Consider the following 22,816-nt stretch of genomic DNA (forward strand, 5'->3'; position numbering starts at 1 on the left):
GCATCATGAAATTCACCCTCTCCTGGCTCAAGGATCATCTGGAGACCTCCGCGTCCCTCGACGAGATCGTGGAGACGCTCACGCGCATCGGCCTCGAGGTCGAAGGCGTGGAGGACAAGGCGAAGACGCTGGCGCCCTACACGATCGCCTATGTGATCTCCGCCGAGCAGCATCCCAATGCCGACCGCTTGCGCGTGTGCATGGTCGATACGGGCGCCGACAAGCCGATCCAGGTCGTTTGCGGCGCGCCGAACGCCCGCACGGGCATGAAGAGCGTGTTCGCGCCGCCCGGCACCTATATCCCGGGCAAGAACATCACGCTCGGCGTGGGCACCATTCGCGGCGTGGAAAGCGCCGGCATGCTGTGCTCGGCGGCGGAGCTCGAAATCTCCGACGATCACGACGGCATCATCGAGCTGCCCGGCGATGCGCCGGTCGGCACGGCTTATGCGGCCTATGCGCGCCTCGACGATCCGGTCATCGAGATCAACCTCACGCCGAACCGTCCCGACTGCACCTCGATCCACGGCATCGCCCGGGATCTCGCGGCGGCCGGGCTCGGCACGCTGAAGGGCGATGCCATCCCGTCGATTCAGGGACAGGGCGCATGCCCGGTTTCGGTGACGCTCGATTTCGCCGAGGGCGACGAGAAGCTCTGCCCGGCCTTCGCGCTTCGTCTCGTGCGCGGCGTGAAGAACGGCCCGTCGCCGGATTGGATGCAGCGCCGTCTCCTCTCCATCGGCCTGCGGCCGATCAATGCGCTCGTCGACATCACCAATTACATCACCTTCGACCGGGGCCGGCCGCTCCACGTGTTCGACGCCAAGAAGGTGAAAGGCAATCTCACGGTGCGCCGTGCGAAGGACGGCGAGGAGGTCCTGGCGCTCGACGGCCGCACCTACAAGCTCGATTCCGGCACGGTGGTGATCGCCGACGAGAACGGTGTCGAATCCATTGCCGGCATCATGGGCGGCGAGCATTCCGGTTCGGACGAGGGCACCACGGACGTGCTGATCGAATCCGCGCTCTGGGACCCGCTGAACATCGCCCAATCGGGCCGCAAACTCGGCATCATCACCGATGCCCGCTACCGGTTCGAGCGCGGCATCGATCCCGCCTTCACTCGGCCCGGGCTCGATCTCGCCACGCAAATGGTGATCGATCTCTGCGGCGGCGAGGCGAGCGAGGCCGTGACGGCCGGTCGGGTTCCCGACGATACCTGCGTCATCGAATTCCCATGGTCGGAAGTGCCGCGCCTGTCGGGCCTCGATGTGAAGCCTGCCGAGTCGGAGGAGATCCTCAGGAAGCTCGGCTTCAAGGTGGAAGGTGCGGGTGAGCGCGTGACCGTGACGGCGCCGTCCTGGCGTCCCGACATCGACGGCAAGGCGGATCTCGTCGAGGAGGTCATCCGCATCGCGGGTGTCGACCGTATCGAGCCGCAACCCCTCCCGCGCCTCGAGGCCGCCGTCGCGAAGCCGATCCTGACGCTCATCCAGAAGCGCACCCGCCTTGCCCGCCGGGCGCTTGCCGTACGCGGCCTGGTGGAGGCCATCACCTGGTCCTTCATCGCGAAGGAGGAGGCCGAGCTCTTCGGCGGCGCCCAGCCGCAGCTTGCGCTCGCCAACCCCATCGCGTCGGATCTTTCCGACATGCGCCCGAGCCTGCTGCCCGGTCTCATGAAGGCCGCACAGCGCAACGCGGATCGCGGTTTTGGCGACGTGGCGCTCTTCGAGGTCGGCCAGACCTTCGCGTCGGATGCGCCGGAAGGCCAGTCCATCAAGGCAGCCGCCGTGCGGCGCGGCACGGCCCGCGCCGAGGGCGTCGGCCGCCATTGGGATGGCGGAGCCCCGAGCGTCGATGCCTTCGACGTCAAGGCGGACGCGCTGGCCCTGCTGGGGGCTCTCGGCATTCCGGCCGGCGGCCTCCAGATCGTTCCCGGCGGTCCGGCCTGGTTCCATCCCGGCCGTTCGGGCACGCTCCAGTTCGGCCCGAAGAACGTCATCGGCGCGTTCGGCGAGGTCCATCCGAAGATCCTGAAAGCTCTCGATCTTAAGGGGCCGCTGGTCGCCTTCGAGCTCAATCTCAACGCGCTTCCGCCGCCCAAGGCGAAGCCCACGAAGATGAAGCCGAAGCTGAACCTGCCCGACTTCCAGCCGCTCACCCGCGACTTCGCGTTCGTGGTCGGACGTGACGTAGCGGCAGGCGATATCATGAAGGCAGCCCAGGGTGCCGAGCGTCAGCTGATCGTGGGCGTCGACGTGTTCGACGTGTACGAGGGCACCGGCATCGAGCCGGACAAGAAGTCCGTTGCCATCGCCGTCACCCTCCAGCCCCTGGAGAAGACGCTGACCGACGTGGAGATCGAGGCCGTCTCGGCCAAGATCGTCGCCGAGGTCTCCAAGAAGACCGGCGCGGTGCTCCGGTCGTAGTCGTCGTCAAAGTGTCGTTCCGGGCGCGGTTTAGGCCGCGCCCGTCGTTTTTCTGCCGTTGAGCGGGTTCGTCTCGTCCCATCCGTAGCGGATGGTGTCGAAGCGCATGGAGCGCGCGTCGACCATCAGGAGCCGTCCGACGAGGCTCTCCCCGAAGCCCACGATCTCGCGGACCACCTCCATGGCCATCAGGCTTCCCATCACGCCCGCCAGCGCCCCCAGCACGCCGGCCTCGGCGCAGGTCGGGATCGCGCCCGGCGGCGGCGGGGAGGGGAACAGGCAGCGATAGGTCGGATTCGGCGCGCCGTCAGGGCCGCTTTCATGCGCCTTGATGATCGTCAAAGAGCCGTCGAACTGCCCCAGCGCCGCCGTCACCAGGGGCTTTTTCTCGTTAAAACAGGCATCCGACACCGTATAGCGGGTTTCGAAATTGTCCGTTCCCTCCGCCACGATGTCATAGCGGCGGACCAGTTCGCGGGCATTGCCGGGCGTCAGGCGCAGGCGATGGGCCTCTACCGTAACGTGAGGGTTCAGGCGCAGGACGGCCCTGGCTGCGCTGTCCACCTTCGGGGACCCGATATCGGGGGTTCCGTGGATCACCTGCCGCTGCAGGTTGGAGAGGGACACCGTGTCGTCGTCGACGAGGCCGATGGTGCCCACGCCCGCCGCCGCCAGATACTGGATCAGCGGAGCGCCCAGGCCGCCTGCGCCGACCACGAGCACGCGGGCGGCCTTGAGTTTCAGCTGTCCGGGTCCGCCGACGTCCCTCAGGACCAGGTGGCGGGCATATCGGTCGATTTCGTCGGATGTCAGGGGCATGGAACGACCTTAACGCGGGGACCGCAGCGATCAACCGTTCCCTGCAGGCATTCCTTGCAGGAAAGTAACATCATGGCTTGACAGGGACCTTGGCGTCATGACCCTTCCCGTGCCATCGTCACGGGGCAACCGGAGACGAAAATCCGGCGACAGACACAGGGAACATTGCCGATGACAGTCACCAAGTTCGGCCTCGCGCTCGCAGGCCTCGCCTTCTCCGCTTCGGCCGCCTTCGCGCAGCAGGCGGATTTCAAGCCCGCCGTCGTCTACGACCTGGGCGGCAAGTTCGACAAATCCTTCAACGAGGGCGTTCACATGGGCGCCGAGAAATACAAGAAGGATACGGGCACCGAGTACCGCGATTTCGAGCCGCAGAACGACGCCCAGCGCGAGCAGGCCCTGCGCCGCTTCGCCCGCGACGGATACTCGCCCATCGTGGCCGTCGGCTTCTCCCAGGAGACCGCCCTGAAGAAGGTCGCCGAGGAATTCCCGAACATCAAGTTCGCCATCATCGACGCCGTCGTCGAGAAGCCGAACGTGCAATCCATCGTGTTCAAGGAGCACGAGGGCTCGTTCCTGGTCGGCCTGCTGGCCGCGAAGGCGTCCAAGACCGGCAAGGTCGGCTTCGTGGGCGGCATGGACATCCCGCTCATCCGCAAGTTCGCCTGCGGCTACGTCCAGGGCGTCAAATACGCCAACAAGGACGCCGAGGTGTTCCAGAACATGACCGGCACCACGGGCGCCGCCTGGAACGACCCGGTGAAGGGGGGCGAACTCGCCAAGGGCCAGATCAGCCGTGGCGCGGACGTGATCTACCACGCGGCCGGCGGCACCGGCATCGGCGTGCTGCGCGCGACCGCCGATGCGGGCAAGCTCGGCATCGGCGTCGATTCGAACCAGAACAACCTGCACCCGGGCAAGGTGCTGACCTCCATGGTCAAGCGCGTGGACGTGGCCACCTACAACACCTTCGATCAGGCCAAGAAGGGCACCTTCAAGGGCGGCCTTCAGGTCCTCGGCCTCGCGGAAGACGGCGTGGCCTGGTCGCTCGACGACGACAACAAGTCGCTCATCACGGCCGACATGAAGGCCGCTGCCGACAAGGCCGCCGCCGACATCAAGTCCGGCACCATCAAGGTCCACGATTACATGTCGGACTCCAAGTGCCCGATGTAGGCTGACGCTTGGTTCCGGCCGCAGGCTTCCCCAGAGGGCCTGCGGCCGTATCCATTTTTAGGTTCATGCGTTTTCCGATAAGATCCGCCTTCGCTTTCCTTGCCGGACAACCCCTAGAGGCCGATGTCTCCCGCCATTGAACTGATCGCCGTCAACAAGAGCTTCGGCGCCGTCCATGCCAACCGGGACGTGTCCTTGAGGGTCGAGCGCGGCACGATCCACGGCATCGTGGGCGAGAACGGGGCGGGCAAGTCGACCCTCATGTCGATCCTCTACGGCTTCTACGAGGCGGATACGGGCGAGATCCGCGTGAACGGCACGCCCACCCGCATCCGCTCCTCCAACGATGCGATCGGGGCCGGCATCGGCATGGTTCACCAGCACTTCATGCTGGTCGAGCCGCTCACCGTGGTCGAGAACGTGATGCTCGGCGCCGAAGGCGGCGCCATGCTGCGTGCGGGCGAGGCCAAGGTTCGCAAGGAGCTGGCGCGCCTTGCCAAGGATTACGGCCTCGACATCGATGCGGACGCGACCGTCGGCGAACTCTCCGTCGGCCTGCAGCAGCGCGTCGAGATCCTGAAGGCCCTCTATCGCGGCGCCGACATCCTCATCCTCGACGAACCGACCGCCGTGCTCACGCCGGCGGAGGCGGACGCGCTGTTCGCGCTGCTCCGCTCCCTGAAGCAGCAGGGCAAGACCGTCATTCTCATCACGCACAAGCTGCGCGAGATCATGGCGGTCACGGACCGCGTGTCCGTCATGCGGCGCGGCGAGATGGTGGCGACCGTCGAGACGGCAGGCACCTCTCCGCCCGAACTCGCGGAGCTGATGGTCGGCCGCCGCGTGCTGCTGCGCGTGGAGAAGACCGAGAAGGCGCCCGGCGCGCCCGTCCTGGAGGTGCGAAACCTCTCGGTCGTCGACTCGCGCGGCGTGCTGCGGGTGGCCGATGCGTCCCTGACCGTCCGCGCGGGCGAGATCGTCGGCATCGCGGGGGTCGCGGGCAACGGCCAGAGCGAGCTGCTGGAGACGATCGCCGGCATGCGCCGGCCGGTGCTCGGCGCCATTTCCGTCGAAGGGCGCGAGATCCGATCCTCGCAGCACGATCCCCACCGCATGCGCGAGCTCGGACTGCTGCATGTCCCGGAGGATCGCCTGCGCATGGGTCTCGTTCCGACCTTCCCGGCTTTCGAGAGCGCGATCCTCGGCTTCAGTCACGAGCCGCAGCTCGGTTCGGGCCCGCTGCTCGATCACGACCGCCTCGTCGCGGATCTGGCGAGAAAAATGGAGCAATACGACGTCCGCCCGCCCGCGCCGCGCCTGAAGACCTCGAACTTCTCCGGCGGCAATCAGCAGAAGATCGTGCTGGCCCGCGAGATCGAGCGCAACCCGAAGGTGCTCCTGGTCGGCCAGCCGACGCGCGGCGTGGATATCGGGGCCATCGAATTCATCCACCGCCGCCTGATCGCGCTTCGCGATTCCGGCGTCGGCATTCTTCTCGTGTCGGTGGAGCTCGACGAGATCATGCATCTTTCCGACCGGATCCTGACCATGTGCGGCGGCCGGATCACCGGCGAGCGCAACTCCTCGGAAACGAACGAGCGGGATCTCGGGCTTCTCATGGCCGGCGTCAGCGACGAGGCCGCCTGATGCAGCCGCGCTTGTCGCTCGTCACCCTCGGCGTCTCCGATCTCGCACAATCCCGCGCCTTCTACGAGGCCTGGGGGTGGAAGGCGTCTTCCGCCAGCCAGCCCAGCGTCGCATTCTTCCAGGCGAACGGTCTCGCGCTCGCTCTTTTCGGGCGGGCGGATCTCGCCAAGGATGCGGGCGTCGAGGACAGGCCCACCGGCTTTGCCGCCGTCACGCTCGCCTACAACGCGCGTTCGAAACAGGAGGCCGACGAGGTTTACGCCCGCGCCGTCGCGGCGGGCGCGAAGGCCGTGAAGCCGCTGCAGGATGTCTTCTGGGGCGGCTATTCGGGCTATTTCGCCGATCCCGACGGACACCTTTGGGAGGTGGCCTGGAATCCCTTCTTCCCTCTCGACGAACAGGGCCACCTGTTTCTGCCGGATCATCTGACGTGAGCGCTCCCATCGACATGCCCAAATGGGCCGACACGGTCCTCGTGCCCGCGATCTCGGTCGTGGCGGCCTTTCTGATCGCCGGCCTCGTGGTGCTGAGCATCGGCGAAAATCCGCTCACGGCCACACGCTATCTTCTGCAGGGAAGCCTCGGGAGCGGCGAAGGTCTGGGCTTCACCCTGTTCTATGCCACCGACTTCATCTTCGTGGGGCTCGCGGTGGCCGTCGCCTACCATGCGGGCCTGTTCAATATCGGCGGGGAAGGGCAGGCGACGCTGGCCGGGTTGGGCATCGCGCTCGCGCTCAACAATCTCACCTTCCTGCCGGGCTTCCTGCTCGTCCCCGTCGGCATCCTCGCGGCCGCGGCGTTCGGCGCGGCCTGGGCCGCGGTGCCGGGCTATCTGCAGGCCAGACGCGGCAGCCACATCGTGATCACCACGATCATGTTCAACTGGCTCGCCAGCGTGCTGATCGTGTACCTGCTCGTCAATGTGCTGCGCGAACCGCAATCCATGAATCCGGAAACGCGCGCATTTCCGGACGCCTCGTATATTCCGTTCATGCACGAGGCGTTCGCCTGGTTCGGCGTCACCATCCCGGCTTCGCAGCTCAATCTCACCCTCGTGCTGGCGCTGGTCTCGGCCTATCTCATCTGGCTTCTCGTCTACCGCTCGCGTCTCGGCTACGCGATCCGCGTGGTGGGCTCCAGTCCCACGGCCGCGGTCTATGCGGGCATTTCGCCCGAGCGCATCATCATCATCGCCATGGTCCTGTCGGGCGCGCTCGCGGGAGGGCTCGCGGTCAACGAGCTCATGGGCTACCAGCACCGCCTGCTTCTGGAATTCACCTCCGGCTACGGTTTCGTCGGCATCGCGGTCGCGCTCATGGGGCGCGCGCATCCGGTCGGCATCGTCCTCGCCTCGCTCCTGTTCGGCATCCTCTACCAGGGCGGCGCGGAACTGGCTTTCGAGCAGCCCAACATCACCCGCGACATGGTGGTGGTGATCGGCGGAATCATCATTCTGTTCGCGGGGGCTCTGGACGGCCTCTTCCGGCGGCTCGTGGCGCATCTGCTGTCGCGCCCCAAACTGGCGGGAATGTGAGCATGGATCTCGGCATCATCGCAACCATTCTCGACTCGGCGCTGCGTCTGTCGATTCCGCTGCTCGCCGCGTGCCTCGCCGGTCTCTGGTCCGAGCGGTCGGGCGTCGTGGATATCGGCCTCGAAGGCAAGATGCTGGTCTCGGCCTTCGCGGCCGCCGCGGCGGCTTATGCGTTCGGCTCCGCGTGGATCGGCCTCGTGTTCGGAATCGCCGCCTCGGTCGCGTTCGCCCTCATTCACGGCTTCGCCTCCATCAGCCAGCGCGGCAACCAGATCGTGTCCGGCGTCGCCATCAACATGCTGGCCGCGGGGCTCACGGCCATCGTCGGCAATGCGTGGTACGGGCAGGGCGGCCGCACGCCGCCGCTCGAGGGCGAGCAGCGGTTCGACGGCATCCTCTTCGGCCACTCGGCCCTGGTGTACATCGTGCTGCTCGCCGTGCCGCTCACCTGGTACGTGCTCGGCCGCACGCGCTTCGGGCTTCGCCTGCGGGCTGTCGGCGAGAACCCGGCCGCGGTCGACACCGCCGGCATCTCGGTGGCGGGCCTGCGCTATTCGGCGGTCGTCATCGGCGGCGTTCTCTGCGGGATCGGAGGAACCTATCTGTCGGTCGCGCAGGCGGCGGGCTTCCTGCCCAACATGACCGCGGGACGAGGCTTCATCGCCCTCGCGGCCCTCATCTTCGCCAAGTGGCGCGCATGGCCCGCCCTCGGCGCATGCTTTCTCTTCGGCTTTCTCGATGCCTTCGCCAATCAGCTCCAGGGACGCTCGCTCCCGGGCATCGGCGAGGTGCCGGTGCAGGCCATTCAGGCGCTGCCCTATCTCCTGACCGTCATCCTGCTCGCCGGCGTCATCGGCAAGGCCATCCCACCGCGCGCCGCGGGCGTGCCTTATGTGAAGGAGCGTTGATCATGGCTTCCCTCGACAGCCTGTTCGAAGCGGCCAGGACGATTCAGGCCAAAGCCTATGCGCCTTATTCGCGCTTCAAGGTCGGGGCCGCCATCGCGACGCCCGACGGGCAGGTCTTTACGGGCTGCAATGTGGAGAACGCGGCCTATCCGGTCGGTTCCTGCGCGGAGGCCGGCGCGATCGCCGCCATGATCGCGGGCGGCCAAAGCCGCATCGGCGAGATCGTGGTGATGGGCGAGGGCGAGAGCCTCTGCACGCCGTGCGGCGGTTGCCGTCAGCGCATCCGTGAATTCGCGGCGCCCGACACCCGCATTCACGTGGCGGGCCCGGCGGGAATTCGCCGGAGCTTCACCCTGGACGAGCTGTTGCCCTTCTCGTTCGGGCCCGACAACCTGACGGACCGGTGAGGGACGCTCATGCTTCAGCAAGTTCGAGAGACCGCCGAATTCCTGCGGGCCCAAGGGTTCGACGGCCGCTTCGACGCCGCTTTCGTGCTCGGAACCGGCCTGGGTACGCTGGCCGACGTGGTGAGGGATGCGGTGAGCCTTCCCTATGCTGGGATCCCGCATTTTCCGAGAAGCGGCGTCTCCGGTCACGCGGGCAGGCTCGTGGCCGGCACGCTCGAAGGCAAGCGCGTCCTCCTGTTCCAGGGCCGCGCGCATTACTACGAAACGGGCGACGCCGGTGCGATGCGGCTTCCCGTCGCCGTTGTCAAGGAACTCGGCATCCCGGTGCTGGTCGCCACCAATGCGGCAGGCTCCGTGCGCGCCTCGATCCGTCCCGGCAGCCTCGTGGCGATCGGCGATCATCTCAACCTGTCCGGCGCGAACCCGCTGCTGCGCGATCATACGGAAGGCCGCTTCGTCTCCCTGACGGACGCCTACGATCCCGCTTTGCGCGACGCCCTTCAGCGCGCGGCGAAGCGGAGCGGCATCGACCTGCCCGAGGGCGTCTATGCCTGGCTGTCCGGTCCGAGTTTCGAGACGCCCGCCGAGATCCGCATGGTGCAGATCCTGGGCGGCGATCTCGTGGGAATGTCGACCGTGCCGGAAGTGATCCTGGCGCGATATCACGGCCTGCGCGTCGCCGCGGTCTCGGTCGTGACCAATCTTGCCGCCGGCATCGAGGGCGCTTCGCCCTCGCACCAGGAAACCAAGGATACGGCTGCGGAGGCCTCCGAAAAATTCAAGCGTCTCATTCGTTCATTCATCGCGGAGCTTTGACCATGTCCGATGCGGAAATTGCCCAGCATGCTTTGCGTTGCCTCGATCTCACCGATCTGACGGATAATTGCACCGATCAGTCCATCGATGCCTTGTGCCGGAAGGCGCTCGATCCGCGCGGCCCGGTGGCGGCCGTCTGCGTCTGGCCGCAATTCGTCAAGCGTGCGCAGGAGGTCTTGAGAGGCTCGCCCGTGCGCATCGCGACCGTCGTGAACTTCCCCGCCGGCGGCGAGGATATCGACCGCGTCACCGACGACGTGCAGGAGGCTCTCTCCGACGGCGCGAACGAGATCGATCTGGTGCTGCCCTATGAGGCCGTGCGCCGCGGCGACCTGAAGATCGCGACCGAGATGGTCGAGGCCGTGCGCGATCTCGTCGACCAGGGCCGGCTTCTCAAGGTGATCCTCGAAACGGGCGAGCTGAAGGACCCGAAGCTGATCGAGACGGCGAGCCGCCTGTCCATCGAGGCCGGCGCCGATTTCATCAAGACGTCGACCGGCAAGACGCCCGTTTCAGCGACGCCGGAAGCGGCCAGGATCATGCTCGACGTCATCAGGGCCTCCGGGCGCAAGGTGGGCCTCAAGCCTTCCGGCGGAATCCGGACCCTCGCCGATGCGAAGATCTATCTCGATCTTGCCGAGCGCATCATGGGGCCGGGCTGGGCGATACCGCAAACCTTCCGCATCGGCGCGAGCAGCGTCTACGATACGCTGATGGCGGCGATCGAGGGACGTGACGGCGGCGCCGCCACCGGAGCCTACTGACATGGTTCGTCTTCCGCAGGAAATCATCCGCCGCAAGCGCGACGGCAAAACGCTCGAGGCGGATGAGATCGAGAGCTTCATCCAAGGCCTGACCTCGGGCCAGGTGTCCGAGGGACAGGCCGCTTCCTTCGCCATGGCGATCTTCTTTCGCGGGCTCACCGTGCCGGAGCGCGTGGCGCTGACCCGCGCCATGATGAATTCGGGCGAGGTGCTGCGGTGGGACCTGCCGGGTCCCGTGCTCGACAAGCACTCGACCGGCGGCGTCGGCGACACGGTGAGCCTCGCGCTCGGCCCGGCGGTCGCGGCCTGCGGCGGCTTCGTGCCCATGATCTCCGGTCGCGGCCTCGGGCATACGGGAGGAACGCTCGACAAGTTCGATTCCATTCCGGGCTACGTCACGCAGCCCGATATCGACACCTTCCGCCGTGTCACGCGCGAGGTGGGCTGCGCCATCATCGGACAGACGGCTGACCTCGCGCCGGCCGACAAGCGCCTCTACGCCATCCGCGACGTGACGGGAACGGTGGAATCCATCGATCTCATCACCACGTCCATTCTGTCGAAGAAACTGTCGGCAGGCCTTGATGGGCTCGTGATGGACGTCAAATGCGGCTCCGGCGCCTTCATGGACAACGTGAAGGATGCGCGCGCCCTGGCCGAGAGCCTCGTGCTCGTCGCCAACGAAGCGGGCCTTCCCACGAGCGCCTTGCTCACCGACATGGACCAGCCTCTCGCAACCGCTGCCGGGAACGCCGTGGAGATGGCTTACGCCGTCGACTACCTGACGGGCCGCCGGCGCGAGGCGCGCTTCCACGAGGTGACGGTGGAATTGTCCGCCGAAATGCTCGTGCTCGGCAGGATCGCGGCCGATATCGCCGAGGCGCGCGCGAAGATCGAGGATGCGGTCGTCTCCGGCAGGGCTGCCGAGGCGTTCCAGCGCATGGTGGCGGCGCTCGGCGGACCGGCGGATTTCGTGGAGAGCCACGAAAGGCATCTGCAGGCTGCGCCCGTCATCCGTCCCGTCCATGCGGAGCGCTCCGGAATCGTGCAGCGCGTCGCGACGCGGGATATCGGCATCGCCGTCGTGGCTCTGGGCGGCGGACGCACGCGTCCGCAGGATGCCATCGATCATGCGGTCGGGCTTACCCGGCTCGCCCAGGTCGGCGAGACGGTCGATGCCGACCGTCCGCTCGCCATCGTGCATGCACGCAGCGAAGAGGCGGCCGAAGCCGCCGCCCGCATGGTGCGCGCCGCCTATGTCCTGGGCGATGCGAAAGCTCGGTCCGGGGCCATGATTCTCGAACGTATCGGAGTGAAATCTTGAGCCTGCTCGTCGCCGTCACCTGGGAAACACAGCCATGGGTCGAACGTCTCGGCCGCCATCTGCCGGGCCGCGAAATCGTCGTCCTGGGAGAGGCGTTCGACCGGGACAGGATCCGCTACGTGGCCACGTGGGGGCCGAAACCGGGATGCCTGGACGATCTGCCGAACCTCGAGGCGGTTTTCTCCCTCGGCGCAGGCGTCGATCACCTGATGAGTTATCCCGGTCTTCCCGATGTTCCGATCGTGCGCGTCGCGCAGGATGACCTGACCCATCGCATGAGCGAATACATGGTCATGCATTGCCTCATGTATCTGCGCGACCATGCACGCTTTTCGGCCGCGCAGCGCTCCAGGCGCTGGGAGGACGACCGCTCGCCGCCCATCGCGTCGGATGTGCGTGTCGGCGTCATGGGCTTCGGCGTTCTGGGGCAGGATGCCGCCAGGAAGCTCAAGACGATGGGCTTCGACGTGGCGGGCTGGAGCCGCACGCCGAAAGCCGTGGACGGCTTCACGGTCTATTCGGGCGAGGACGGGCTCTCCGATTTCCTCGCGCGTACGGACATCCTGATCAGCCTCGTGCCGCTCACGCCCGACACCCGCGGCATTCTCAACCGCAACCTGTTCGGACGGCTGGCGCGGGACGGCAGGCTCGGCGGCCCCGTCCTCATCAACGCGGGCCGGGGCGGCCTCCAGGTGGAGAGCGATATCCTCGCCTGTCTCGACGACGGAACCCTCAAGGCGGCAACCCTCGACGTGTTCGAGAAGGAGCCGCTGCCGGAATCCTCTCCGCTCTGGGATCATCCGCGCGTCACGGTCACGCCGCACAACGCAGCCGTGAGCGAGCCCGAGGCGACGGCGCGCTACATCGCCGATCAGATCCGCCGCCACGAGGCGGGCGAGCCCTTCCAGAACCTCGTGGATCGCGTGCGGGGCTATTGACGATGCGGGGGCGAGAGCATCGGACCGGTCATCGAACTCGCGTCCGATGCTTTCACCTTTTGGCCTTGAGCATCTTTTCACGCAAAACCGGCATCCACTTTTGCGGAAAAGGCTCTAGAACGCCCCGTAACCCCGCAACCCGTCCCACAAGAGCTTCAGGGCCGTCAGGGTGAGCAGGGCATAGCAGACGCGATAGAGCTGCCTCTGATCCAGGCGCTCGTGCAGCCTGAAGCCCGACCAGACCCCGAGCGGGATGAGGGGCAGGCACAGGGCCATCAGGGTCCAGAGCTCCGCGCCCGGCCTCGCGAGCGCGAGCCACGGCGCGACCTTCATCAGGTTGCCGGCGGCGAAGAAGCTGCTGCTCGTGCCCGCATAGACGACCTTCGGGAGCCCGAGGGGGAGAAGGTACATGGCGACCGGCGGGCCGCCCGAATGCGCCATCATGGACGATATGCCCGACGCCGTTCCGGCCACGATGGCCTTTGCCTTCGAGCGCGGCTGCCGGACGATCCTGCCGCCGCCGCGAAACCACAGGCCCGTGAAGGCGAGCGTGATCAGCGCGATGAGAATGGCGAAGCCGTGCGGGTCCACCACCTTCATGAGCATGAACCCGATGGCGGTGCCGATGGCGAGCGACGGGACGAGGAGCGCGAGATCGATCTTCGACCAGGTCTTGGGCCGCCAGTAATAGAGCGCCACCGCATCCATCAGCACGAAGAGCGGCGCAAGCAGGGCGCCCGCGGTGATCGGATCCATGACGAGGGACAGAACCGGGATGCCGATGATGGCGAGGCCGCCCCCGAATGCGCCCTTCATGAAGGCGATGAGGAAAACCCCGAAGGCGACGACGAGGAGGGTCGTTGGATCAGGCACGATGATCGGTCAGAGACGCTTGATGGAACTGATCGGTCCGTAGCTGGTCCTGCGGATGCGCTCCTCCGCGACCGACAGCGGCTCGATCATCACGGTCATGCTGTGGCCGGTGGCGTGGATGAAATTCGTCGCGTCCATCATCAGGCCCACATGGCCCTTCCAGAACACCAGATCGCCGCGCGCGAGGCCGCCGAGATCGGGCGTGACCTCGATGGCGGCGCCGAGTTCGCGTTCCTGCATGTCGCTGTCGCGCGGGGCCTTGATGCCGGCCGCCGCCAGCACGGTCTGCGCAAGGCCCGAGCAGTCGATGCCGAGGCTCGTCTTGCCGCCCCAGAGATAGGGCGTGTGCAGGAAGCGCTCGGCGACGCCCACGCAATCGGGCTCCGTCGCATCGAGAGAGGCGAGGTGCGGCGCATGGACCCAGCCCCCATCGGCGAGCCGTGCGTAATCGCCTTCGGTGTCGACGACAGCAAGCCGGGCGTTGAGGGTCAGGTAATCCTGGTAGGGGAGCTTCAGACTGGGGCCGGGATAGACGAAGGTGCGGATGGCCGCGACTTTGTGCGTCGGCGCCGGTCCCGGTTCCCGCAGAACGTCGCTCGGCAGGTAGCCGACATAGCCGTCCTCGTGCAGCTGCACCCAGGCCCAGCCCTCGTGCTCGTCATAGACCGTCACGGTCTCGCCGAAGAGGGCCTGCGTATCCACGGGCGCCTCCCGCGAGGGATGGCGGTGAAGGGGAGCGAAGGAAGCGCCGACGCGCCTGATCGTGCCGGTCGTGTAGCGCTCGGCCTCGACCCGCCCGCGAAGCCTCTCGTCGGCCAGATCGGGGCGGACAGGGGTGATGCGGCGGTCGAAACTCATCAGGCGGCTCCTCGGCGCGGACGGTGAGGAAGTTTCCTAGCCGTTCCCTAGCCGAAGCGCCAGCGGCCATGCGCCTCTCAGGGCGCGTAGCGCTTCTTGAGCAGCGCATACATGAGGCGCGCCGCCTGAACCTCTCCGCCTTCGGGCCGCGCGGGGCGGGTCGAGGGATTCCAGGCGAAGATGTCGAAATGCACATGCGCCTTGGCCTCGGACACGAAGCGGCGCAGGAACAGGGCCGCCGTGACAGAACCGGCCATCGGGCCGCCCGTGTTGTTCATGTCGGCGTATTTCGAGTCGAGCTGGCTCTGATAGGGAGCCCAGAGCGGTAGGCGCCACACGGGATCGTTCACCGCCATGCCGGTGCGGGCGATCTCGGCGGCGAGCTCCTCGTCATCCGTGTAGAAGGGCGGCAGCTCCGGGCCGAGCGCCACGCGGGCCGCGCCCGTAAGGGTCGCGAAATCGACGATGAGGTCCGGCTTCTCCTCGTCCGCCAAGGCCAGCGCATCGGCCAGGATGAGGCGGCCCTCCGCATCCGTGTTGCCGATCTCGACCGTGATGCCTTTCCGGCTGTTCAGGATGTCGCCCGGCCGGAAGGCGTTGCTGGAGATCGCGTTCTCGACCGCCGGAATGAGGACGCGCAGGCGTACCTTGAGCTTCGCGCCCATGATCATGTCGGCGAGCGCGAGGGTGGTGGCGGCGCCTCCCATGTCCTTGCGCATCAGCAGCATGGACGAGGCGGGCTTGATGTCGAGCCCGCCCGTATCGAAGGCGACGCCCTTGCCGACGAGCGTGACGCGCGGCGCGTTGGCGTCGCCCCAGGTGAAGTCGATGAGGCGCGGCGCGATGTCCGATGCGCGGCCCACGGCATGGATCATCGGGAAGTTCTGTTTCAGGAGATCGTCGCCGACGATGCAGGTGAACTGCGCGCCGTGCGCTTCCGCAATCCGGCGCGCGGCGGCCTCGATTCCATCCGGTCCGAGATCGTTCGTCGGCGTGTTGACGAGATCGCGGCTGCGGAATACCGCGTCGGCGATCCTGGTCACCTCATCGGCGTCGACGCCGTCGGGCACGACGAGACGCACGGCTTTCTCCGCGCGCTTGCGGTACCGCGTGAAGCTGTAGGAGCCCAGGATCCAGGCGAGCGTGGCCAGCATCGCGTCGGGCGCAGCGGTCTCGAAGCGATAGACGCCCTCCGGCAGGATCGTCGGCAGCTTGCCGACGATGAAGGGATCGCGGTGCCTGGCATCGTCATTCGCAAGGCCGAACACGACGCCCAGCAGATTGCCGTCCGGGTCCGGCAGAAGGCAGTGGCTGCCCGTCTTCCCCTCGAAGCCTTGAGCCTTCGCGAAGCCCTGCGCGGTCTTCGGCAGCTGCGCGCGGATGCCGTTCCACGTGCTCTCCGTCACGAGCCAGATCGGACGCGAGCTGTCGGCGGACGTGGCGAGAAGAGAATGGGGCATGGCTGAAGCCTTGAGGTTCGTGAGGTCGTTTCGAGGAAAGTTTTAGGGACGCCATGCGGCGGCATGCTGACGCACGATCCGCGCGAGCCCAGCCAGAAGGGCCTGCTGGGTGTTCTTCAGCTCGGTCCTGATGCCGTGGCGGGCAAGGGCATGGGCATAAAGGTCGGCGCGTGCCTGATCCGCGAGAATGGTGACGACCGAAGGGCGTCCGAACTGGGCAAGCGCTCCGTTGATTTCGTCGCCCGTGAGGAGGCCGGAGAGGTAGGGCCCGAGGAGGTTGCTCGCCATGCGCCCGGAGACCACGGCGGCCCGCGCTCCGAACAGAAGATGAAGAAGTCCCACGCGCGCTGCGCCATCCGTGCCGCCGTTGCGCTCGGCCGCGTCGAGCCCCATGTCGAAGCCCTTCGGGTCGGCGGGTTCCGTCGCAGGGCGCCCGATCATGGAGTGCTCCCGCAGCAGGGCATACATCTCGCCGGTCATGAAGGTGGCGAAACGCTCGATGCGCGCGTCGCGCATGTGAATCCATTTGGGATGCGTCCCGGCCGAGCAGACGAGACCGTTCTCGACGCCGGCGCCCAAAACCAGCGTTTCCTCGCCGCGCATCACATCCGCGGCGCCGGGAGCCGGTTCGCAGAAAAGGCCCGGAACGATGTGGCCCTTGCGGCCACCGCCGAGATCCACCGGAATCAGCGCCCGTGCAATCTCGTCCGGACCGGCAGGGCAGGAGGCGTAAGGCGCTTCCTGCCATCCTTCGCGGCTGCCCACCATGCCGACGAGCAGCACGGGCGCATTCGGCTCGGCTTCCAGCCAGCGCCCGCATTGCCGCAGGAAAACGCCTTGATGCTCGCCCTTCTGCAGGGCGGATACGCCCTCGTCCGACGAGACCTGATCGAGAATGGTTTCGTTCTCGACCAGATAGCCCCGGAAGCGGGTGGTTCCCCAATCGGCGACGATGAAGCGCACGGCCTGATCCTTGTTTCGATCTGTGGAGGACGACAGCATCGGGTGTGACATCGAGCCCGAATCCGATGCCGTCAGTCTCTGTTCTCGAGCATCTTTTCACGCAAAATCGGTTCCCGCTTTTGCGTTCGATGTTCTCTTTACTTGAGCATCTTTTCACGCAAAACCGGTGCCCACTTTTGCGTTCGATGCTCTAACCGGACGAGGCTTCAGCGCGTTCCATACATGCGGTCGCCGGCATCGCCGAGGCCGGGCACGATATAGCCGTGGTCGTTGAGGCGCTCGTCGATGGAGGCGGTCCAGATATGCACGTCCGGATGGGCGCTGCGCAGCCGCTCGATGCCTTCGGGCGCCGCCAGAAGACAAACGAAGCGGATGTCCTTCGCTCCGCGCTCCTTGAGGCGCTCGATGGCGGCGACGGCCGAATTGGCGGTGGCGAGCATCGGATCGAGCACCAGCACCATGCGGTCGCCGAGATCGGACGGGGCCTTGAAATAATATTCCACCGCCTGGAGCGATTCCGGATCGCGATAGAGGCCGATATGCGCCACGCGTGCGGCGGGCACGAGGGTGAGCATGCCGTCGAGGAAGCCGACGCCCGCACGCAGGATGGGGGCGAAGACGAGCTTCTTGCCGGCGATCTGCGCGCCTTCCATCTTGGTGAGCGGCGTGTCGATCTCGATGCGCTCCATGGGCAGGTCGCGGGTCACCTCGTAGCAGAGAAGCATGCCGATCTCGTTGAGGAGCTGGCGGAAGCCCTTCGTCGAGCGCTGCTTGTCCCGCATCAGGGTAAGCTTGTGCTGAACCAGCGGATGATCGACCACCGTCACGCCTTCCATCCTCATTCCTCCCTGGGTCGTCATAGGCTGATTCATCAAAACACCGTTCCGTCACTGATTACGCTGAGAGGCGGCGAGCCGTCGCCGCGCTTCTCCTTGGCCAATCTGCGCCCCGTGGCCCAGGTGCCGCCTTCGAGCACCTTCGCGAGAGGGAAGGTCTCGGCGGAAAGCCCGAGCCGGGCGCGAACCGGATCGGCAATGCGGTCCAAAAGGGCAACCGTCAAGGCCCGCCACTCGACCACGAGGGTTGAATCCACCGTATGCGCATGCCGCGCGTCTTCAGGATTCTTCAGCGCGATCACGCCCGTATCGAGAAAAAGGCCGCCGTTGCGATATTCCGGCAGGCCCGTGAGCCCGTCGATCTCCGTGACGGCGTATCCGGCCCATTCCAGCGGTTCGATCAGCGAATAGGAGAGCCATTGGGAGAGCTTGTGGAAGGGAATGAGCTCCTTCGTGGCGTCGGGCGCCTCGACCAGCGGATGGCGCCAGGTATCGCCGAGATCGATCCCGCCCAGGCTGATCCGCCCCGGCCAGATCGGCCCGAGATAGGTCAGAAGCGCATCCAGGATCGACGTCGCCCGGACGGCCTCGTCCTCGGCGCCCGCCGCAATCACGTCGAAGAGCCCGCCGGGGCGGGGATCGTCGACCTGCCCGAAAATGTCGGGGTTGGTGGCCACCACGCGCCCGAGACGGTTGAGAAGGGTGGCGCGGCCCTCCAGCCCGACGAGCGGGTTGTCCGCCGACACCTGGAAGCCGGCCGCGAGATCATCCGCCGTCAGCGCCATCAGCACGTCCGCGTCGACCCGGAACGGATCCTCCGGCCGGCTCGAAAAGGCCCCGCTCACGAACATGTCGAAGCTCGCCACGGCCAGGCCCTCGGAGCGGGCGTAAGTGTCGCCCGTACGGCCTTCCTGGTAGCGCCATTGCGGCCCCGCGCCCGCGTCGAGCAGCACGGACACGATGGCGAGATCGAAGGCCGAGCGGGCCATCTCGGCGGCCTCGGTCCATGGGGCGCCCGCCATCACGGCCTCCAGGCGGTCATGGCCGCCGGCCGTGAAGTGCCGCCAGCGCGCATGGAAGGGAATGTCGAGCGAGGGATAGGCCTCGCGGATCGTCGTCGCTACCTCGTCGGCGCAGGCCTCTAGGCGGGTCGGGTCCACGGTGAAATGCCGAAGGCGGCCCGCAAGTCCCGCATCGAGCAATTGGTGCGCCCGTTCGCGCACCGCCGCGGCCGTCAGGAGCTTGCGGGCGGCTTGGGTCTCGGGGGAGGGATTCGACTGGTCCGTCACGCGGGGCTCCGATGCTCTCTGGGGGAGAAGCGATAGCACAGTCTTCGGGAGGCCAGCACCCTCGAGCCCGGCCGGTTGTGGAGAAGGTTAAAAGCGCTCGAGGTCGCGGCCCTTCACCCTGTCGAGTTCCGCCGCATCGGGGGCTCCGTCCGGGGTGTAATAGCCGGCGGCCTTCTTGGCCTCGATCTCCACCTGGGCATCCGGCGGCACCAGTTCCGGCAGGATCGGCACCCGTTCGCCCACCTCGATGCCCGATTCCGTAATGGCGTCGTACTTCATGTTCGACATGGACATGAGCCGGTCGATGCGGCGGATGCCGAGCCAGTGGAGCACATCGGGCATGAGCTGCTGGAAGCGCGCGTCCTGCACGCCCGCCACGCATTCCGTGCGTTCGAAATAGGTGGCGGCCGAGTCGCCGCCTTCCTGGCGCTTGCGCGCGTTGTAGACGAGGAACTTGGTGACCTCGCCCAGCGCACGGCCCTCCTTGCGGTTATAGGCGATCACGCCGACCCCGCCGTTCTGAGCCTCCTTCACGCATTCCTCGATGCCGTGCACGAGATAGGGCCTGCACGTGCAGATGTCGGAGCCGAAGACGTCCGAGCCGTTGCACTCGTCGTGCACGCGGCACGCGATGCGGGTTCTCTCGTCGCTCAGGCGTGCGACGTCGCCGACGACGTAAAGGGTCGTGTTGCCGATGGGCGGCAGGAATATGCTCATATCCGGGCGCGTCACGAGCTCGGGGAACATGCCGCCGGTCTGCTCGAACAGGGTGCGGCGCAATTCGCCTTCCGAACAGCCGAAGCGCTCCGCGATGCCGGGCAGATGCCAGACGGGATCGACCGCGATCTTCGTGACCGAGATATCGCCGGATTCGTGCAGGAAGCCGCCGTCCGCCTTCAGGCGCTTCGCCCCCATGGCCGAGCGGATTTCCGGCATGTTGAGGCGCGCCTTCGTGACCGCGATGGAGGGACGGACGTCGAGGCCGCCCGCGATGTCGTCCGCGAAAGCCTGGCCGACCAGATGGCCCCAGGGGTCGAGCGACACGATCCGGCCCGGCTCGAACCATTGCGGGTGCGGGCCGATCTCGGCGGTGGGATGGGTGTTGTGGAGATCGGGCCGCGACAGCGGATTGAGCGCACGCGCCGAGATCGCCAGGGCCCGGTAGAGCGAATAGGAGCCGCCATGCGCGCCGATTACGTTCCGGTCGCCGGGACTGGTGACGGTGCCGATGATCGGGCCGCGCGCCGTCGGGTCCTTGGCGCCCCATTTGATCGGATGCTTGATGGTGCCTGCATTCGGCTCGGGGTGGGACGTGAGCCTGATATGGGTCGAGCGGTTAGGCGTGCTCATGAATGATCTTCCACGCGTGAACGGGAAGACTCCCCCAACGATCGTCAGGAAAGTCTCCTTACGATCCTTGGCAGACTGAGCCAAAGTTGCGTTGCCGTCAACGGCTTAAGAGAAGGGTGCGACGCCCCGGAATGACGGCGGTCAAATCCAGGATTGTCCCTTTCTCGCGGGCCCAAGGCCCAGATGGGTCAGGATGCTCGCTCCGATATCGGCGAAGCTGTCCCGCCGCCCGATACGGCCCGGCTTCACCCCGGGTCCGAAGCAGAGGATCGGCACATGCTCGCGGGTATGGTCCGTGCCGGGCCAGGACGGGTCGTTCCCGTGGTCGGCCGTGACGATGACGAGATCGCCGTGCCTCAACGCGGCTTCGATCTCCGGCACCCGCCTGTCGAAGGCCTCGAGCGCCGCCGCATAGCCCGGGATGTCGCGGCGATGGCCGAATTCGCTGTCGAAATCCACGAGATTGGCGAAGACGAAGCCGCCCTCCGGGAGGGTCCTCATGGCCTCGATCGCCGCCGACAGACAGGCGTCGTTGCCGTTCGGCTTGACCTCCTGGCCGGTGCCGCGATGCGCGAAGATGTCGCCGATCTTGCCGACGCTCACCATCGGGCGTCCCGCCCTCGCCAGCGCATCGAGAAGGGTATCGGAGGGTGGGGGCGTCGCGAAATCCTTGCGGTTTCCCGTGCGTGTGAAGCCGGTTTCGGGAGTGCCCTGGAAGGGCCTCGCGATCACGCGCCCGATCCTGTATTCGTCACAGAGCTCGCGGCAGATCCCGCAGAGATCGTAAAGACGCTGCAGGCCGAAGAACTCTTCGTGCGCCGCGATCTGCAGCACGCTGTCCACCGATGTGTAGCAGATCGGCTTTCCGGTGCGCAGATGCTCGACGGCGAATTCTTCGATGATCGCCGTGCCGGATGCGTGCTTGTTGCCGAGAATGCCGGGAAGGCGGCCGCGCTCGATCAGCGCCGTCGTCAGCGTCTCCGGAAAAGCCGGAACCGTATTCGGGAAATAGCCCCAATCGAAGGCGACGGGAACGCCCGCGATCTCCCAGTGGCCCGAAGGCGTATCCTTGCCCCTGGAGGTCTCGACGCCGTAGCCCCAGACTCCCGTGAGAGCGCCGCGCGGCGCAAGGTTCGGCGGCATGCGGCCCGTGGAGGCCTCGCAGGCCAACCCCAAGCCGAGGGCGCTCATGTGAGGAAGATCGAGCGGTCCTTGACGCAGGCCCGGCCGGTCGCCCCGCCCCTGCGCGCAGGCCTCGGCGATGTGACCGACGGTGTCGGCGCCGACATCGCCATAGGTCTTCGCATCTTCCGCTCCGCCGATGCCCACGGAGTCGAGAACGATGAGGAGAGCGCGCGCCATGAATCCTGGTCCTTCAAGCGGTTCGAATCAAAGATGATACGGCATTACGGCGAGCGACGCGATGCCCCGGTTCCATGGGGGTGTCCCCCAGGACCATGCCCCTGATCATGCACCTCGTGACGGTCGAGGGGACATTCGCGCCCGTGATCGTGGGCGCCGGGGAGATGGATCTCGATCTGCAGGGTCGCATGCCCGATCCCGAACCGCTCCCTCAGCTCGTGCTGCGTCCCGGCGAGAAAACGATCGCCAGGGTGGCCGTCCGGCATGACGAGATGAGCGGTCAGCGCCGTTTGCGTCGTGCTGATGGCCCAGATGTGGAGATGATGGACGCGCGAGACGCCCGGGCGTCCCGCCAGGAATTCCCGCACGCGCGACACGGATATTCCGCTCGGCACGCCATGAAGCGAGAGCCTGAGCGACTGGCGCAGCAGGTCCCAGGTTCCCCAGACGATCACGGCCGAGATGACGAGGCTCAGAACCGGGTCGATCCAGGTTGCGCCCGTCCAGAGAATGGCGAGGCCGCCGAGCACGACGCCGAGGGATACGACGGCGTCGGCCACCATGTGCAGGAACGCCCCGCGAATGTTGAGGTCATGGTGTCCGCCTATGAAGAGAAAGGCGGTAAAGCCGTTTACGAGAATGCCGATGCCCGCCACGACCATCATGGTGCCGGCCATCACGGGCGCGGGCTCGATCAGGCGCTGGATGGATTCCCACACGATTCCGCCGACGGCGACCATCAGGAGAAGCGCGTTGAGGAGGGCCGCCAGAATGGAGCTTGCGCGCAGGCCGTACGTATAGCGCTCGTTGGGCTCGCGCCTGGCCAGGGCCGCCGCCCCCCAGGCGATGCCGAGTCCCAGCACGTCGCTCAGGTTGTGGCCCGCATCCGACAGAAGCGCCATGGAGCCCGCAAAAAACCCGTAGCCTGCCTCGATGGCCACGAAGGCGAGATTGAGCGTAATCCCGATCAGAAAGGCACGGCCGTGAGTCGCGTCACGGGCGCGGGCATGGTGATGCCCGTGATGGGAATGACCTGACGAGTGATGATGCGCCTGCATGGGCT

21 protein-coding genes are annotated in these 22,816 nt (G+C 66.6%); 11 read left to right on the forward strand and 10 right to left on the reverse strand.

The window, feature by feature from the left end; all coding sequences use genetic code 11:
• Positions 1 to 5 precede the first annotated feature (5 nt).
• Entirely contained in the window at positions 6 to 2,429 is a 2,424-nt protein-coding gene (gene pheT, locus RE429_RS05075; protein WP_414473257.1) for a phenylalanine--tRNA ligase subunit beta, read from the forward strand.
• A 30-nt stretch (positions 2,430 to 2,459) separates the two neighbouring features.
• Here the strand turns inward: pheT and RE429_RS05080 are convergent, their stop codons facing one another.
• On the reverse strand, positions 2,460 to 3,248 hold the full coding sequence (locus RE429_RS05080) for a HesA/MoeB/ThiF family protein (protein WP_414473258.1): 789 nt from the start codon (positions 3,246 to 3,248) through the stop codon (positions 2,460 to 2,462).
• Positions 3,249 to 3,419: 171 nt separating this feature from the next.
• On the opposite strand from RE429_RS05080, the gene RE429_RS05085 reads away from it, so the two are divergent.
• From RE429_RS05085 to RE429_RS05130, 10 genes are all read left to right on the forward strand, one after another.
• Positions 3,420 to 4,424 (forward strand): BMP family lipoprotein, encoded by a 1,005-nt coding sequence (locus RE429_RS05085; RefSeq protein ID WP_414473259.1) that lies wholly within the window; start codon positions 3,420 to 3,422, stop codon positions 4,422 to 4,424.
• 123 nt (positions 4,425 to 4,547) lie between these two features.
• The gene (locus tag RE429_RS05090; protein WP_414473260.1) at positions 4,548 to 6,071 is read left to right on the forward strand and encodes an ABC transporter ATP-binding protein; all 1,524 of its coding nucleotides are present in this window, start codon (positions 4,548 to 4,550) and stop codon (positions 6,069 to 6,071) included.
• Positions 6,071 to 6,505 (forward strand): VOC family protein, encoded by a 435-nt coding sequence (locus RE429_RS05095; protein ID WP_414473261.1) that lies wholly within the window; start codon positions 6,071 to 6,073, stop codon positions 6,503 to 6,505. Before RE429_RS05090 ends, RE429_RS05095 begins: the two co-directional genes overlap by 1 nt.
• On the forward strand, positions 6,502 to 7,605 hold the full coding sequence (locus tag RE429_RS05100; RefSeq protein WP_414473262.1) for an ABC transporter permease: 1,104 nt from the start codon (positions 6,502 to 6,504) through the stop codon (positions 7,603 to 7,605). The genes RE429_RS05095 and RE429_RS05100 overlap by 4 nt, the downstream gene beginning before the upstream one ends.
• Positions 7,606 to 7,607: 2 nt before the next feature.
• Positions 7,608 to 8,513: an ABC transporter permease gene (locus RE429_RS05105; protein ID WP_414473263.1), complete on the forward strand. Its 906-nt coding sequence runs from the start codon at positions 7,608 to 7,610 to the stop codon at positions 8,511 to 8,513.
• A gap of 2 nt (positions 8,514 to 8,515) precedes the next feature.
• Complete coding sequence (locus RE429_RS05110) at positions 8,516 to 8,920, forward strand: cytidine deaminase (protein ID WP_414473264.1); 405 nt, start codon at positions 8,516 to 8,518, stop codon at positions 8,918 to 8,920.
• Positions 8,921 to 8,929: 9 nt separating this feature from the next.
• Positions 8,930 to 9,736: a purine-nucleoside phosphorylase gene (locus RE429_RS05115; protein ID WP_414473265.1), complete on the forward strand. Its 807-nt coding sequence runs from the start codon at positions 8,930 to 8,932 to the stop codon at positions 9,734 to 9,736.
• A gap of 2 nt (positions 9,737 to 9,738) precedes the next feature.
• Positions 9,739 to 10,500, forward strand: coding sequence for a deoxyribose-phosphate aldolase (gene deoC / locus RE429_RS05120; protein ID WP_414473266.1), 762 nt, complete (start codon positions 9,739 to 9,741; stop codon positions 10,498 to 10,500).
• Between the two features lies 1 nt (position 10,501).
• Positions 10,502 to 11,824, forward strand: coding sequence for a thymidine phosphorylase (deoA, locus tag RE429_RS05125; RefSeq protein ID WP_414473267.1), 1,323 nt, complete (start codon positions 10,502 to 10,504; stop codon positions 11,822 to 11,824).
• Positions 11,821 to 12,762 (forward strand): 2-hydroxyacid dehydrogenase, encoded by a 942-nt coding sequence (locus RE429_RS05130; protein WP_414473268.1) that lies wholly within the window; start codon positions 11,821 to 11,823, stop codon positions 12,760 to 12,762. The genes deoA and RE429_RS05130 overlap by 4 nt, the downstream gene beginning before the upstream one ends.
• Before the next feature lie 114 nt (positions 12,763 to 12,876).
• On the opposite strand, the gene RE429_RS05135 is transcribed toward RE429_RS05130, so the two are convergent.
• From RE429_RS05135 to RE429_RS05175, 9 genes are all read right to left on the reverse strand, one after another.
• Positions 12,877 to 13,578, reverse strand: a complete 702-nt coding sequence (locus tag RE429_RS05135; protein WP_414474127.1) for a sulfite exporter TauE/SafE family protein — start codon at positions 13,576 to 13,578, stop codon at positions 12,877 to 12,879.
• Positions 13,579 to 13,644: 66 nt separating this feature from the next.
• The gene (locus RE429_RS05140; RefSeq protein WP_414473269.1) at positions 13,645 to 14,493 is read right to left on the reverse strand and encodes a C40 family peptidase; all 849 of its coding nucleotides are present in this window, start codon (positions 14,491 to 14,493) and stop codon (positions 13,645 to 13,647) included.
• Positions 14,494 to 14,570: 77 nt separating this feature from the next.
• On the reverse strand, positions 14,571 to 15,953 hold the full coding sequence (locus tag RE429_RS05145; protein ID WP_414473270.1) for a leucyl aminopeptidase family protein: 1,383 nt from the start codon (positions 15,951 to 15,953) through the stop codon (positions 14,571 to 14,573).
• A gap of 42 nt (positions 15,954 to 15,995) precedes the next feature.
• On the reverse strand, positions 15,996 to 16,967 hold the full coding sequence (locus RE429_RS05150; RefSeq protein WP_414473271.1) for a 2-dehydro-3-deoxygalactonokinase: 972 nt from the start codon (positions 16,965 to 16,967) through the stop codon (positions 15,996 to 15,998).
• A gap of 155 nt (positions 16,968 to 17,122) precedes the next feature.
• Entirely contained in the window at positions 17,123 to 17,758 is a 636-nt protein-coding gene (gene upp, locus RE429_RS05155) for a uracil phosphoribosyltransferase (RefSeq protein WP_414474128.1), read from the reverse strand.
• A 29-nt stretch (positions 17,759 to 17,787) separates the two neighbouring features.
• Complete coding sequence (locus tag RE429_RS05160; protein ID WP_414473272.1) at positions 17,788 to 19,041, reverse strand: URC4/urg3 family protein; 1,254 nt, start codon at positions 19,039 to 19,041, stop codon at positions 17,788 to 17,790.
• An 87-nt stretch (positions 19,042 to 19,128) separates the two neighbouring features.
• Positions 19,129 to 20,391 carry a GTP cyclohydrolase II gene (locus RE429_RS05165; RefSeq protein ID WP_414473273.1) on the reverse strand — a complete coding sequence of 421 codons (1,263 nt, stop codon included), beginning with the start codon at positions 20,389 to 20,391 and terminating at the stop codon, positions 19,129 to 19,131.
• Between the two features lie 141 nt (positions 20,392 to 20,532).
• Positions 20,533 to 21,753 (reverse strand): phosphopentomutase, encoded by a 1,221-nt coding sequence (locus RE429_RS05170; RefSeq protein ID WP_414473274.1) that lies wholly within the window; start codon positions 21,751 to 21,753, stop codon positions 20,533 to 20,535.
• A 44-nt stretch (positions 21,754 to 21,797) separates the two neighbouring features.
• The gene (locus RE429_RS05175; RefSeq protein ID WP_414474129.1) at positions 21,798 to 22,811 is read right to left on the reverse strand and encodes a cation diffusion facilitator family transporter; all 1,014 of its coding nucleotides are present in this window, start codon (positions 22,809 to 22,811) and stop codon (positions 21,798 to 21,800) included.
• Between the last annotated feature and the right edge of the window lie 5 nt (positions 22,812 to 22,816).

Source organism: Microvirga sp. M2 (assembly GCF_047497095.1).
In the GTDB taxonomy this organism is placed as follows: domain Bacteria; phylum Pseudomonadota; class Alphaproteobacteria; order Rhizobiales; family Beijerinckiaceae; genus Microvirga.

Excerpts from the sequence above, each read along its gene's own strand:
- deoA (WP_414473267.1), top strand. The coding sequence starts at position 10,502 with ATGGTTCGTCTTCCGCAGGAAATCATCCGCCGCAAGCGCGACGGCAAA.
- upp (WP_414474128.1), bottom strand. The coding sequence starts at position 17,758 with ATGAGGATGGAAGGCGTGACGGTGGTCGATCATCCGCTGGTTCAGCAC.
- RE429_RS05090 (WP_414473260.1), top strand. The coding sequence starts at position 4,548 with ATGTCTCCCGCCATTGAACTGATCGCCGTCAACAAGAGCTTCGGCGCC.
- RE429_RS05145 (WP_414473270.1), bottom strand. The coding sequence starts at position 15,953 with ATGCCCCATTCTCTTCTCGCCACGTCCGCCGACAGCTCGCGTCCGATC.
- deoC (WP_414473266.1), top strand. The coding sequence starts at position 9,739 with ATGTCCGATGCGGAAATTGCCCAGCATGCTTTGCGTTGCCTCGATCTC.
- RE429_RS05105 (WP_414473263.1), top strand. The coding sequence starts at position 7,608 with ATGGATCTCGGCATCATCGCAACCATTCTCGACTCGGCGCTGCGTCTG.
- RE429_RS05095 (WP_414473261.1), top strand. The coding sequence starts at position 6,071 with ATGCAGCCGCGCTTGTCGCTCGTCACCCTCGGCGTCTCCGATCTCGCA.
- RE429_RS05115 (WP_414473265.1), top strand. The coding sequence starts at position 8,930 with ATGCTTCAGCAAGTTCGAGAGACCGCCGAATTCCTGCGGGCCCAAGGG.
- RE429_RS05085 (WP_414473259.1), top strand. The coding sequence starts at position 3,420 with ATGACAGTCACCAAGTTCGGCCTCGCGCTCGCAGGCCTCGCCTTCTCC.
- RE429_RS05175 (WP_414474129.1), bottom strand. The coding sequence starts at position 22,811 with ATGCAGGCGCATCATCACTCGTCAGGTCATTCCCATCACGGGCATCAC.
- RE429_RS05150 (WP_414473271.1), bottom strand. The coding sequence starts at position 16,967 with ATGTCACACCCGATGCTGTCGTCCTCCACAGATCGAAACAAGGATCAG.
- RE429_RS05110 (WP_414473264.1), top strand. The coding sequence starts at position 8,516 with ATGGCTTCCCTCGACAGCCTGTTCGAAGCGGCCAGGACGATTCAGGCC.
- RE429_RS05140 (WP_414473269.1), bottom strand. The coding sequence starts at position 14,493 with ATGAGTTTCGACCGCCGCATCACCCCTGTCCGCCCCGATCTGGCCGAC.
- RE429_RS05080 (WP_414473258.1), bottom strand. The coding sequence starts at position 3,248 with ATGCCCCTGACATCCGACGAAATCGACCGATATGCCCGCCACCTGGTC.
- RE429_RS05170 (WP_414473274.1), bottom strand. The coding sequence starts at position 21,753 with ATGGCGCGCGCTCTCCTCATCGTTCTCGACTCCGTGGGCATCGGCGGA.
- RE429_RS05135 (WP_414474127.1), bottom strand. The coding sequence starts at position 13,578 with ATGAAGGGCGCATTCGGGGGCGGCCTCGCCATCATCGGCATCCCGGTT.
- pheT (WP_414473257.1), top strand. The coding sequence starts at position 6 with ATGAAATTCACCCTCTCCTGGCTCAAGGATCATCTGGAGACCTCCGCG.
- RE429_RS05165 (WP_414473273.1), bottom strand. The coding sequence starts at position 20,391 with ATGAGCACGCCTAACCGCTCGACCCATATCAGGCTCACGTCCCACCCC.